The sequence below is a fragment of the Clostridium gasigenes genome (genome assembly GCF_900104115.1).
Classification (GTDB): Bacteria; Bacillota; Clostridia; order Clostridiales; family Clostridiaceae; genus Clostridium; species Clostridium gasigenes.
The window spans coordinates 72,272-86,175 of record NZ_FNJM01000014.1; the positions used below are offsets into that span (position 1 = coordinate 72,272).

Sequence of the window (13,904 nt, forward strand, 5' to 3'; positions counted from 1 at the left end):
ATTCTCCCTACTTTCCACAACAAAATTCTCTAAATATTTTGTTGATTAAATCTTCTTCTAATTCTGATCCAGTTATCTCACCTAAAGCCTTTAATCCCGATGTAACAAATATAGAAATTAAATCTAAATATTCTTCATTTCTAACTCTCTCTAAAGCGCTTTTTACATTCTCTTCTGCTCTAATTAAGGCTTGCTTATGTCTTGTATTTGAAATTACTAAACTCTCACCATCTATTTTACCACTAAAAAACATATCCTTAATATTATTTTTAAGCTGAGCTATTCCAAGTTCCTCTCTAGCTGAAATATCTATTATATTTTCAAATGACGCTATTTCATTTTTATCTATTTTATTTTCTAAATCCATTTTATTTAATATAACTATAGACTTCTTTCTTTTGACTATATCTATTATTTCTTTATCTTCATCATCTAAACTTCGAGATGAATCTAAAACTAATAATACCAAGTCCGCTTCCTCGATCTTTTCTCTAGATCTTTCAACTCCTATTTTTTCAATAATATCACTAGTTTCTCTTATACCAGCTGTATCAATTATCTTAATAGGAATCCCATCAAGATTTATGTATTCTTCAATAACATCTCTTGTTGTTCCTGCAATATCAGTAACAATAGCTCTTTTTTCCTTTAGTAAAGCATTTAAAAGAGATGATTTACCAACATTAGGTTTACCAACTATAGCCAAACTTAACCCTTCTCTTATAATCTTACCTTCTTCTGCAGTTTTAAGTAATTCATTTATATTATTTATAGCATTTTCTAATCCCTCAGCGACTCTTATAGGTATAGTTGGGTCTAATTCCTCATCATCTTCAGTAAAATCAACCGCATATTCTATTAACGCTAATACATTTAATAGATATTCATTCAATTTATTTATTTCCTGGGAAAGTGACCCTTTACTTTGTAATAAAGCTGATTTCATAGCTAAATCAGTTTTAGCTCTTATAATATCAATTACAGCTTCTGCTTGAGATAAATCTATCCTTCCATTTAAAAAGGCTCTTTTAGTAAATTCTCCTGGTTCCGCAAGTCTTGCTCCAGCTTTTATAGCTGCTTCTAACACTTTATTAGTAGACATAACTCCACCGTGACAATTGATTTCAATTGTATCCTCTGCAGTAAAGCTCTTAGGACCTTTCATATAACTTACTATTACTTCATCTATTAAATCTTCTGTTTCGTGATCTATAATATTTCCATATCGCATTGTATAAGTCTTTATTTCCTTTATGTCAATTCCACTTTTTGCTCTGAATATTTTTGATATTATTTCTAAAGCCTTATCTCCAGAAATCCTTATTATAGCAATTCCACCCTCACCTAAGGCAGTAGCAATAGCACAAATAGTATCAAATTCTTTCATAATAAAATTCTCCTTTCTAATTTGATCCTTTCTTTAGATATCATAACTCCAATATACTATTATTCATTTTACAAAACTATTTAAAAATAGTCAAAAAATCATTAAATAAAAAAAAAGCCAATTATGGCTTTTTTATTCTTTTCTGATATCAACTACTATTCTTCTGTAAGGTTCATCCCCATCACTATAAGTATATATAAATTCATTATCTTGTAGTTCAGAGTGAATAACTCTTCTCTCATATGGGTTCATGGGCTCAAGTTTAAATGATCTTCCAGTCTTTCTAACCTTATATGCAGTTTTTTGAGCAACTCTTTTAAGAGTTTCTTCTCTTTTAGACCTATAATTTTCAGTGTCTAAAATTATTTTCTTATAAGGTATATCATGACTTTTATTAACAACTAAAGATACCAAATATTGTAATGAATCTAATGTTTCTCCCCTATAACCTATAATTAACCCCATTTTAGGACCAGTTATATTAATGTGAAGCATATCATTTTCTTCTTTAAAACTTATTTCTGATTCAATACCCATAGAATCAAGTACATTTCTTAAAAATATTTTTCCATCTTCTATATAGTTCCGTTTAACCTTAACCAATATTTTAGCAGGTTTATTACCAATAAGATTAAAAAAACCTCTGCTAGCTTCTTGGATAACTTCAAACTCAACTTTATCTTCTGTTAAATTTAATTGCTTTAAAGCATTTTTTAATGCCTCATTTACAGTTTTACCTGTCATTTCAACTATTTTCATACCATATTCACCCACCTATAAATACTCTTTAAAGTATTATTATTATCTTTTTCTAGTTTTTGGTGTTGCTTTTTTAACCTTTTCAGAAACTATTAAAGCTTCTTCTTTGGTTTTTAATGCTAATTTTTTCTGATATGGTAAATAATTTACAAAATATGTTTGAACTAACTGAATCACTCCACCAATTATCCAGTACATAACTAGAATTGATTGGAAATTCCATGCCATGACCCCCATCATACCTGACATCATTATGTTCATAGTACCCATGTTCATAGGACTACTATCATTTTTAGGCATTGACTTAGTCATTAAAATTGTTGGTAAATACGTACCTAAAGCCGCTAAAACTGGTAGTATATGATACTTATCTGCTTTAAATATATCACTTATCCATAAAAACGATACATTTCCTGTGTTTGGAATTTCTCTAAATACATAGTATAAAGCAAATAATATAGGTAGTGGTAATAACGAAGGTATGCATCCACCTAACATACTAACTTTATTATCCTTCATTAATTTTGAAGATTCTACTTGTAACTTCTCAGGGTTACCCTTATATTTTTCTTGTATTTTTTTTAATTCTGGTTGAATTTCCTGCATTTTCGCATTAGATTTACTACCTTTAATAGTTAATGGAAGTATAAGAAGTCTTATTGCTAATGTAAATATGAATATTGCTAATACATAAGATACTCCTCCGGTTACTCCCATCTGTTCAATAAACAAATGAAGCGATTGAAATATTGCTGTCATCGGTTTTACTATAAAGTCCAACATATCATAACCTCCTTTATTTAACGGGGTCATATCCTCCCTTACTAAAAGGATTACACCTTAAAATTCTTTTAATTGTTAAAAAACCACCTTTAAGAGCACCATATTTACTTATAGCATCTATCGCGTATTGTGAACACGTTGGAGAGTATATGCAACATGGTGATCTCATTGGTGAAATATATTTCCTATATAAGTTTATAATACTAAGTATTAGTTTTTTCATTATTTATATAAGCCTGCCTTTTGAAATAGTTTTTTCATAGCATCTTCTACTTGTGAGTAGCTTTTTTCTTTAATTGACGTTCTTGCTATAAAAACAAAATCATAACCTTCTTTTAAAGAATCACAATTTAATCTATAGCTTTCAGTTATTAATCTTTTGCTTCTGCTTCTAACTACACTATTGCCGACTTTTTTACTAACAGAAATCCCTAATTTATTATAAGGATGTCCATGTTCATCTTTATTTCTATTGTTATTATAAATATATAGAACCAAAAGTCCATTAGCTAAGGACTTGCCTCTTCTATACACAGTCCTAAATTCAATATTTTTTCTTAATCTATATATCATGGATTATTATTTCTCCTTTTTTTTCTGCATTTGCAGAAAAAGAGCCACATTTGCGGCCCTTATGCTGTTAGTTTACTTCTTCCTTTTTGTCTTCTTTTTCTAAGAATGTTTCTACCTGATGCAGTACTCATTCTTTTAAAGAAACCATGTTCTCTTTTTCTTTGTCTCTTTTTTGGTTGGTATGTCATGAACATTCAATACACCCCCTTTAAGTTTTATTAACAATATAGAAATAACTATATTATTCAAGTATTTTAATTTTACCTTATTATTATATATATATCCTCTTTTTCTGTCAATACGCTATAATTGACAATTACCTGTTAATAATTATAATTCAATATGTTTTTTTTGTGGATAACTTATTGAATACAATGATTCACTTATGATATTATTAGTATTAAATGTGAATAAAATTGTGTATAACTTACTTTATCCACAGCTGTGGACAAAATTGTGTATAACTTTTTAGTTTTATATGTTAAAATTCTATTTCTAGTAGTAATTATTAGGAAAACACATGAATTTAAGCAATATTCTTATTGTTTATAACTTTTATGTGGATAAACTCATTTTTTTATATTATCAACATAATTATTAACATGTGACTAATTTTAATTATAGTTATTAACATTCGATTTTACCTGTTAATAATTATGTTGATAAGTTGTGATTATATTGTTATTATATTATTTTAAAATTTATTTTAATGGAGGATATTCAATGGAAACTGATCTTAACATACTCTGGGAAAGAACTTTAAATATTATTAAAGGTGAAATGAGTGAAGTTAGCTTCAACACTTGGATTAAAAGTTGTAATCCAATTGCTATATCTTCTAACACTATTCAAATCAGTGTTCCAAATTCCTTCACTCAAGACATTTTGGAAAAAAGATATAAAGACTTAGTTGTCAATTCTATAGAAGTTGCTTGTTCTAAATTATATAAAGTAGAATTTTTCATAGCATCTGATCTACAAGAAATCGAAGATAAAAATAGAGAAATAGAAGAAATTAAATTATCTAAACGAAATAATGCATCTGTTGCCGTAAATGATGAAATGTCTAGTATATTAAATCCTAAGTATACTTTTTCTTCATTTGTTATAGGTAATAGTAATAGATTTGCCCATGCTGCATCTTTAGCTGTTGCTGAATCTCCAGCTAAAGCATATAATCCTTTATTTATTTATGGTGGGGTTGGTTTAGGTAAAACTCATTTAATGCATGCTATAGGTCATTATATTCTACAAAATAACCCTAAAGCAAAAGTAGTTTATGTATCTTCTGAAAAATTTACTAACGAGCTTATAAATGCAATTAAAGATGATAAAAATGAAGAATTTAGAAATAAATATAGAAATATAGATGTTCTCCTTATAGATGATATTCAATTTATAGGTGGTAAAGAGAGAACTCAAGAAGAATTCTTCCATACATTTAATGCTCTTCACGAAGCAAATAAACAAATAATTCTTTCATCTGATAGACCACCTAAAGAAATACCTACGTTAGAAGCTAGATTACGTTCAAGATTTGAATGGGGTTTAATAGCCGATACTCAAGCTCCCGATTTTGAAACAAGAATGGCTATTTTAAAAAAGAAAGCCGATGTCGAAACTTTAAACGTTCCAAATGAGGTCCTTGTCTATATTGCAACAAAAATTAAATCTAACATAAGAGAATTAGAAGGTGGCTTAATTAGAATAGTTGCTTACTCTTCTTTAACTAATAGAAATATTACAGTTGACTTAGCTACAGAAGCTTTAAAAGATATTATATCCAATAAACAAAATAAAAATATTACAATGGATGTTATTCAAGATGTTGTTGCAAATTATTTTAATTTGCGAGTTGAAGATTTAAAATCTCAAAGAAGAACCCGGAATATATCATATCCAAGACAAATAGCTATGTACTTAAGTCGAAAGATTACTGATATGTCTTTACCTAAAATAGGTGAAGAATTTGGAGGCCGAGATCATACTACTGTCATTCATGCTTACGAAAAAATTTCTGAAGGATTAAAGAATGATGAAAGCTTACAAAATACTATAAATGATATAACTAAGAAGATAAATCAAAATTAATCAACAGGTGTACATAATTTTATACAAATGCCTGTGGATAACTTTATAGAATACTACCAGCTGTTGATACTGTGGATAAACAGCCTATATTGTTACGGACTTATCCACACATTTTTTTTGTATAAAAGTGTTTAGTTTACAGGGCTGAGAGTACTTTTCAACATATCCACAGCCCCTACTACTACTATTACTATATATTTTATATATATTATCTTATATTAAGCCATATTTATTGTTAACAAATTAGGAGGTATTTAAATGATTTTTATATGTGAAAAACAAAAACTACAAGAAGGTATTTCAATAGCTACAAAAGCTATAACAGGAAAAACTACTATGCCTATTCTAGAAGGTATTTATATATCTGCTTCTAAAGAAGGTTTAACTTTAATCGGATCCGATATGGATGTAAGCATTGAAACAAAAGTTTGTGCAGAAGTACAAGAAGAAGGAAAAGTAGTTATAGATGCAAAAATATTTGGGGAAATAATTAGAAAGTTATCTAACGCAGAAGTAAAAATAGAAACTTTAGAAAATGATATAATCCAAATTACATGCGAAAAATCAGTATTCAATATAGTTTGTATGAACGCAACAGATTTTCCTGCATTACCAAGTATTAATGAGGATGTAACTGTAGAAGTACCTCAAAACATAATAAAAAATATGATAAAAGGGACATCTTTTGCAATAGCTCAAGATGAAACAAGACCAATACTTCAAGGAATTTTATTTGAAGTTAAAAATAAGAATTTAAACTTAGTTGCATTAGATGGCTATAGATTGGCTGTTAAAAGTGAATTTTTAGATAATAATAATAATATAGAAGTTGTAATCCCAGGAAAAACTCTTAATGAAGTCTCTAAGATATTAGAAGATAAAGATGATATTGTTAAAATAACATTCACTCCTAATCATATCTTATTTAATTTGAGTGATACCAAAATAATATCAAGATTACTAGATGGGAAATTTGTAAATTATCTATCTTTATTACCACAAGAACATAAGCTGCTTGTTAATATTAATAAACAAGAATTCCAAAATGGACTTGAAAGAGCTTCATTAATGGCTAAAGATGGTAATAGTAATTTAATCAAGTTAGATTTCCAAGAAGAAAATGTAATTATAACATCTAATTCTCAGTTGGGAAAAGCTAGAGAAGAAGTTTCTATAAATATGCAAGGAGAGGGAGTTCAAATTGCATTTAACTCAAGATACTTATTAGATGTTCTTAAAAATATGGAAGAAGATGAAGTTGTTATGGAAATGACTTCGGGAGTAAGTCCTTGTGTTATTAAAGGGAAAAATATGAGTAATGCTAAATATTTAGTATTACCAGTAAGACTAATAAGATAGAAAGGAGGAAGGTTGTATAATTATACATAAAATATACAACTAAATTGGAAATGAATGAAATTAAAATAAATACTGAAATTATTAAATTAGATGCTTTTTTAAAATGGAGCGGTGCTGCATGTTTAGGATCAGAGGCTAAAATATATATATTAGATGAATTAGTAAAAGTTAATGGAGAGATATGTACACAAAGAGGAAAGAAGTTAAAATCTGGAGATATAGTTGAATTCAATAAAGAAGTTTATAAAATTCTTTAGGGTTTCTAAATTTTTACTCTTATTAGTATGTTATAATTAATAGATGGGTGTTGAAAATGTATATTAAAAGACTTCAAATGTTAAATTATAGAAATTACATAGCCTTAGATATAAGTTTTAGTAAAAATGTAAATGTATTTATAGGTGATAATGCTCAAGGTAAAACTAATATATTAGAAAGTATATATTATTGTGCTTTTGCAAAATCTCATAGAACATCAAAAGATAAAGAATTAATAAATTGGAATGGTGAAAATACATTTATTAGTTTAAGTGTATCTAAGAAGCGTATTGACAAGCGAATAGATATTAACATTTTAAAAGATGGAAAAAAGGCTATAAAAATAAATAAAATAAAAGTAAATAAGATTGGTGAACTATTTGGGAGTTTTAATGTTGTTATGTTTTCTCCAGAAGATTTAAAAATAATAAAAGATTCTCCAGGAGTTAGAAGAAGATTTATAGATATGGAGTTATGTCAATTAAACTCTAGATATTATTATAATCTAGTTCAATATAATAAAATTTTAAATGAAAGAAATATAGTTTTGAAAAACATGAAGATAGATAAAGATATTTTAGATGTATATGATATTCAATTAATTGACTACGGATATAATATAATTACAGATAGAATAAATTATATGGATAAATTAAATTATTATGGAAAGAATATACATGAAGATATAACTTCAGGAAAAGAGCAAATAGAATTTAAGTATGTTAGTACTATAAAAGATTTAAAAAATATAAAAGAAGATTTTTATAAAATTTTAAAACAAAACAGAATAAAAGATATAGATAGAGGAGTAACTAGTGTAGGCCCGCATAGGGATGATTTTTTAGTCCTTATAAATAATGTTGATACCAAGATTTATGGATCTCAAGGACAACAAAGAACTGCGGTTTTAACAATAAAGTTTTCTTCTTTAAAAATAATTAAAGAATTAACCGGTGAAAATCCAGTACTGTTATTAGATGATGTATTATCTGAATTAGATTTTAGTAGAAAAAAATATATACTAAGTACTATAGGAGGACTTCAAACGATAATAACATGTACAGGAATTGATGATTTGACCGAATATTTAGATGAAAATTCTAAGATTTTTAAAGTTAAGAATGGAGAGATCCTAAATTAAAGGAGGGATTCTTGTGTTTTTACATTTAGGAGAGAATGTAGTAGTTCCTATTAAAGATATAATTGGAATTTTTGATTTACAAACAACTATGTATAGCTCAGATACTATATCATTTTTAAGAATGGCTGAGGAAGATGGGTTTGTTGAGAAAATTTCTAAAGAAAAACCAAAATCTTTTGTTATTGCAGAAGTTAATAAGATGAGTAAGGTTTATTTATCACCTATATCATCATCAACTTTAACAAAAAGAACAAATATAGATTATAATTCGTAATTTCAATATCTAACCTTCATTGCGATTATAATACCATATGTTATTTTAGGAGGAATTTATGTTGGAACAAAATAAAGAAAGTTATGATGAGAGTCAGATACAGATTCTTGAAGGCTTAGAGGCTGTAAGAAAAAGGCCTAGTATGTATATAGGAAGTACAAGTTCCAGAGGATTGCATCATTTAGTTTATGAAATAGTTGATAATAGTATCGATGAAGCCTTAGCTGGATACTGTAAGAATATATCAGTAACTATTAATGCGGATAATTCTATTACTGTAATAGATGATGGTAGAGGAATGCCTGTAGGTTTAAATGCTAAAATGGGTAAATCATCTGTAGAAGTTATAATGACTATCCTACATGCGGGAGGTAAATTCGGAGGCGGAGGCTATAAGGTATCAGGAGGTCTTCATGGAGTTGGAGCTTCTGTAGTTAATGCACTTTCAGAATGGTGTGAAGTAATTGTAAAAAGAGAAGGTCATATTTGGAAACAAAAGTATGCTAGAGGAGAGGTGATGAGTGAATTAGAGAAAATTGCTGAATCTGATGAATTTGGAACTCAAGTAAACTTTAAACCAGATAGTGAAATTTTTGAAGAAATAGAATATGATTTTGATGTTTTAGCTAATAGATTAAGAGAGTTAGCGTTTCTAAACAAGGGAATTAGTATAATTTTAACAGATAAACGAGAAGAAGATAAAGTGGAAATTTATATGTATGAGGGCGGTATAAAAGAATTTGTAGCCTACCTAAACAGAAATAAAGAACCACTTCATCAAGAACCAATATATGTTGAAGGTGAAAAAGATGGCATTATAGCCGAAATAGCGCTTCAATATAACGATGGATATAGTGAAAATTTGTATTCATTCGCAAACAATATAGATACTATTGAAGGTGGTACGCATTTATCTGGATTCAAGAACGCATTGACAAGAGTAATTAATGATTATGCTAAAAAGTTTGGACACCTAAAGGACTCTGATAAGAATCTTTCAGGTGATGATATAAGAGAAGGCATAACGGCCGTTATATCTATAAAAATAACTGATCCACAGTTTGAAGGTCAGACTAAAACTAAACTTGGAAATTCAGAAGTCAGAGGGATTGTAGATTCAATAGTAGGAACTGGAGTATCAATGTTTTTAGAAGAAAATCCTGCTATTGGTAAAATAATAATAGACAAGGGTTTAATGGCAGCAAGAGCTAGAGATGCAGCTAGAAAAGCTAGAGAGTTAACAAGAAAATCTGTTTTACAGAGTTCATCATTACCAGGAAAGTTAGCAGATTGTTCATCTAAGGACCCTATGGAATGTGAAATATACATAGTCGAAGGGGATTCGGCCGGTGGATCGGCTAAACAAGGTCGTAATAGAAGATTCCAAGCAATTTTACCTCTAAAGGGTAAAATAATGAATGTTGAGAAGCAAAGATTAGATAAGATATTAAATTCAGATTCTATAAAATATATGGTTACTGCATTTGGTGCAGGAATAGGAAATGAATTTGATACAGAAAAATTAAGATATAATAGAATAATAATAATGACAGATGCCGATGTAGATGGAGCCCATATTAGAACATTATTATTAACATTCTTTTATAGATATATGAGAGATCTATTAGATAAGGGGCATGTATATATAGCACAACCTCCACTATATAAAGTAAGCAAGAACAGAAAAGAACATTATGTTTATTCTGATTTAGAATTGGAAAAGCTTCTTGAAGATATTGGTGGTAAAGATAAATCTACTGATATTCAAAGATACAAAGGTCTTGGAGAAATGAATGCTAATCAATTATGGGAAACAACAATGGATCCAGAAAAAAGAATATTATTAAAAGCAAAAATAGAAGATGCAATAGCGGCTGATGAAATATTTACTATATTAATGGGTGATAAAGTTGAGCCAAGAAGAGAATTTATTAGAAAGAATGCTAAAAAAGTAAGTAATTTAGATGTTTAGCACTAATGTGAGGTGAAGTACATGAATTTGAATGAGGGAAAAGTCATTGAAGTTGATATAAATAAGGAAATGAAGAAATGCTATATTGATTATGCTATGAGTGTTATAGTTGGGCGTGCACTACCTGATGTTAGAGATGGGTTAAAGCCTGTTCATAGAAGAATACTATTTTCTATGCATGAACTTGGATTAGCACCAGAAAAAGGATATAGAAAATGTGCAAGAATAGTTGGGGAAGTTTTAGGTAAGTATCACCCACATGGTGATTCCTCAGTATATGGTGCATTAGTTAGAATGGCGCAAGATTTTTCGCTAAGATATATGCTTGTAAATGGTCATGGAAACTTTGGATCTGTAGATGGCGATAATCCAGCGGCTATGAGATATACAGAAGCGAAAATGAATAAGATAGCAGCTGAAATGTTAAGAGATATAACAAAAGATACTGTAGATTTTAGACCAAACTTTGATGGGGAAGAACAAGAACCGTGTGTATTACCATCAAGATATCCAAACCTTTTAGTTAATGGATCATCAGGTATAGCGGTAGGAATGGCGACTAATATTCCACCACACAATTTAGGTGAAATTATAGACGGTACTATAATGCTTATAGACAATCCAGAAGTTTCAATACTAGAATTGATGACTGTAATAAAGGGACCTGATTTTCCAACTGGAGCTATTATAATGGGGAAGGCTGGAATTAGATCTGCTTATGAAACAGGAAGAGGAAAGATTTTAGTTAGAGCTAAGGCTGATATTGAAGAAGAAAATTCAAGACATAAAATAATAGTAACTGAAATACCATACCAAGTTAACAAAGCTAGGCTTATAGAAAATATAGCTGAATTAGTTAAAGATAAAAAATTAATTGGTATATCTGACTTAAGAGATGAATCAGATAGAGATGGTATGAGAATAGTAGTAGAACTTAAGAGAGATGCTAATCCTAATGTAGTATTAAATATGTTATATAAACATACTCAAATGCAAGATACATTTGGTGTAATAATGTTAGCATTAGTTAATAATGAACCAAAGGTATTAACACTTAAGGAAGTGCTTGAACATTATATTACTTTCCAAAAGGAAATTATAACAAGAAGAACAACTTTTGAATTAAATAAGGCTAAGGCTAGAGCTCATATATTAGAGGGGTTAAAAATAGCTCTTGATAATATAGACGAAGTAATTAGTATTATTAGGGGATCTAAGACTGGTGAAATAGCTAGAATTACATTGATAGAAAGATTTAATTTAAGCGATAAGCAAGCGGTAGCTATTTTAGAGATGAGATTAAGAAGACTTACTGGTTTAGAAAGAAATAAAATAGAAGACGAATATAATGAACTTATGAAATTAATAGATTATTTAAATTCTATACTTATGAGTGAAGAAAGATTATTATCTGTTATAAAAGAAGAGTTATTAGAAATAAGAGCTAAGTATAATGATGAAAGAAGATCTGTAATTGAAAAGAATATGAATGAAATTGATATTGAAGATTTAATACAAGAAGAAGAGGTAGTTGTTACCTTAACTAATTCAGGGTATATAAAGAGAATATCAGCAGATACTTATTCATCTCAAAAAAGAGGGGGAAGAGGAATACAAGCAATGACTACAAAAGAAGATGATTTTGTAGAACATGTTATTGTGACTTCAACTCACTCAGATGTATTATTCTTCACTAATAGAGGAAGGGTATATAAATTAAGAGCATATGAGATTCCTGATGCAGGAAGAACTGCTAAGGGAACTAATATAGTTAATTTAATATCTATAGAGCAAGATGAAAGAATAGAGACTGTATTAAGTGTCCAAGATAATGTAGAAGGTGGGTACTTATTTATGGGTACTAAACAAGGTATAGTTAAAAAGACACCTTTATCAGAATTTAAGAACTTAAGAAAAAATGGATTAATAGCTATAAACTTAAAAGATGGAGATGAACTTCTGAAAGTTAAGGTTACACGCGGAGATGCAGATATTATTATAGCTACTCAAGATGGTAATGCAATTAAATTTAATGAAAAAAATGTAAGACCAATGGGTAGAACAGCAGCTGGTGTTAGATCTATAAGATTAAGACAAGGTGATATCGCTGTATGCATGGACATAGCTGTAGAAGGTGAAGAATTATTAGCTATTAGTAAAAATGGCTATGGGAAGAGAACTCCTGTTACTGAATATAAGAGACAAAAAAGAGGTGGAGTAGGACTTATAACTTACAAAATATCTGATAAAACAGGTAAGTTAGTAGGGGCTACTGTATGTAAAGAAGATGATGAATTAATGATTATAAATACAAATGGTGTAGCTATAAGAATTAATATTTCAGATATATCAGTAACTAGTAGAGCAACTATGGGTGTAAAACTTATGAGAACTGGTGAAGAAGAGGAAGTAGTTGCTATAGCTAAAATTAGAAATATAGATAATGAAAGTCAAGAAGAACAATTAGTGTTAGAAGGAACTGATCTTGATGAAAGTATTATGAATGATGATGATGATGATGATGAGTTAATCATAGATGCAATAGTTGATGATACTTTAGAAGAGAATGATACTAGTTTAGATAGACTAATAGAAGAAGTAGATAAAGAAGATTAAGATAAATTATTTAAAAGCCTTACTATTATCCGATAGGATAGTAGTAAGGCTTTTATTTTTATGTTAGATATCCTAAAGAAATAATTAGTCAGATATGCCATCCTATTTTAAATCATACTATACATAGAACCTTGGATTATTATTTGAATAAGGCTGTATTTAATTAGCTCTAGATGTAATATTCAGTAGAATAGGCATATAAATAAGATATTGTTGCCTGGTGTATCAATAACAGTATTTAAGAGCAATATAGATAAATGTAAAGTAATGGTGAGGTAACGTTACTTAAAAAGGAAATACGTATAAAATACTATAAAAATATATGTTAAGATAATCAAGTCGAAAGGGACAAGCAAACAAAGAAAAAACAACATAAAAAATAGTTGTTGACAGAGTTTAGAAGCAGTGATAAGATAAAGAAGTCGCAAATGACGAACTAAGAAAAACAGCTTGAAAGAAAGGTGTTGACAAGGTTTAGATGCGGTGGTAAACTAAGAAAGTCGCTTAAGGGTGACTGGAGAAAATGGTCTTTGAAAATTGAACAGATAAATAAAGTTAAGTAATAATAACCAGCAATTCTTTTTGAGAGTCAGCGAATAAAAGGAAACTTAGCTCGAAAGAGATAAGGAGTACTACAAGATTAAACTTTTTAGTGAGAGTTTGATCCTGGCTCAGGACGAACGCTGGCGGC

The 13,904-nt window shown here is 28.9% G+C and carries 13 protein-coding genes; 7 read left to right on the forward strand and 6 right to left on the reverse strand.

What is annotated here, in order from left to right; genetic code table 11:
• Positions 1-7 precede the first annotated feature (7 nt).
• From mnmE to rpmH, 6 genes are all read right to left on the reverse strand, one after another.
• The gene (gene mnmE / locus BLS77_RS16275; protein ID WP_089972188.1) at positions 8-1,387 is read right to left on the reverse strand and encodes a tRNA uridine-5-carboxymethylaminomethyl(34) synthesis GTPase MnmE; all 1,380 of its coding nucleotides are present in this window, start codon (positions 1,385-1,387) and stop codon (positions 8-10) included.
• A 132-nt stretch (positions 1,388-1,519) separates the two neighbouring features.
• Positions 1,520-2,146, reverse strand: a complete 627-nt coding sequence (jag, locus tag BLS77_RS16280; RefSeq protein WP_089972229.1) for an RNA-binding cell elongation regulator Jag/EloR — start codon at positions 2,144-2,146, stop codon at positions 1,520-1,522.
• A gap of 42 nt (positions 2,147-2,188) precedes the next feature.
• Positions 2,189-2,929 carry a membrane protein insertase YidC gene (yidC, locus tag BLS77_RS16285; RefSeq protein WP_089972189.1) on the reverse strand — a complete coding sequence of 247 codons (741 nt, stop codon included), beginning with the start codon at positions 2,927-2,929 and terminating at the stop codon, positions 2,189-2,191.
• Between the two features lie 13 nt (positions 2,930-2,942).
• Positions 2,943-3,152, reverse strand: a complete 210-nt coding sequence (gene yidD, locus BLS77_RS16290) for a membrane protein insertion efficiency factor YidD (RefSeq protein ID WP_089972192.1) — start codon at positions 3,150-3,152, stop codon at positions 2,943-2,945.
• On the reverse strand, positions 3,152-3,502 hold the full coding sequence (rnpA, locus tag BLS77_RS16295) for a ribonuclease P protein component (protein ID WP_089972194.1): 351 nt from the start codon (positions 3,500-3,502) through the stop codon (positions 3,152-3,154). Before rnpA ends, yidD begins: the two co-directional genes overlap by 1 nt.
• A gap of 59 nt (positions 3,503-3,561) precedes the next feature.
• The gene (gene rpmH / locus BLS77_RS16300) at positions 3,562-3,696 is read right to left on the reverse strand and encodes a 50S ribosomal protein L34 (RefSeq protein ID WP_089972207.1); all 135 of its coding nucleotides are present in this window, start codon (positions 3,694-3,696) and stop codon (positions 3,562-3,564) included.
• A gap of 529 nt (positions 3,697-4,225) precedes the next feature.
• On the opposite strand from rpmH, the gene dnaA reads away from it, so the two are divergent.
• The 7 genes from dnaA to gyrA all read left to right on the forward strand — a co-directional run bounded on the left by dnaA (position 4,226) and on the right by gyrA (position 13,213).
• Positions 4,226-5,593 (forward strand): chromosomal replication initiator protein DnaA, encoded by a 1,368-nt coding sequence (gene dnaA, locus BLS77_RS16305; RefSeq protein WP_089972209.1) that lies wholly within the window; start codon positions 4,226-4,228, stop codon positions 5,591-5,593.
• Positions 5,594-5,851: 258 nt separating this feature from the next.
• Complete coding sequence (gene dnaN, locus BLS77_RS16310) at positions 5,852-6,952, forward strand: DNA polymerase III subunit beta (protein ID WP_089972211.1); 1,101 nt, start codon at positions 5,852-5,854, stop codon at positions 6,950-6,952.
• Positions 6,953-7,002: 50 nt separating this feature from the next.
• Complete coding sequence (locus BLS77_RS16315) at positions 7,003-7,209, forward strand: RNA-binding S4 domain-containing protein (protein ID WP_089972230.1); 207 nt, start codon at positions 7,003-7,005, stop codon at positions 7,207-7,209.
• A 56-nt stretch (positions 7,210-7,265) separates the two neighbouring features.
• On the forward strand, positions 7,266-8,351 hold the full coding sequence (recF, locus tag BLS77_RS16320; protein WP_089972214.1) for a DNA replication/repair protein RecF: 1,086 nt from the start codon (positions 7,266-7,268) through the stop codon (positions 8,349-8,351).
• 13 nt (positions 8,352-8,364) lie between these two features.
• Positions 8,365-8,625 carry an extracellular matrix regulator RemB gene (gene remB / locus BLS77_RS16325; RefSeq protein WP_089972216.1) on the forward strand — a complete coding sequence of 87 codons (261 nt, stop codon included), beginning with the start codon at positions 8,365-8,367 and terminating at the stop codon, positions 8,623-8,625.
• 58 nt (positions 8,626-8,683) lie between these two features.
• Entirely contained in the window at positions 8,684-10,597 is a 1,914-nt protein-coding gene (gyrB, locus tag BLS77_RS16330) for a DNA topoisomerase (ATP-hydrolyzing) subunit B (protein WP_423231040.1), read from the forward strand.
• 21 nt (positions 10,598-10,618) lie between these two features.
• Positions 10,619-13,213: a DNA gyrase subunit A gene (gene gyrA / locus BLS77_RS16335; RefSeq protein WP_089972218.1), complete on the forward strand. Its 2,595-nt coding sequence runs from the start codon at positions 10,619-10,621 to the stop codon at positions 13,211-13,213.
• The last annotated feature ends 691 nt before the right edge of the window (positions 13,214-13,904 follow it).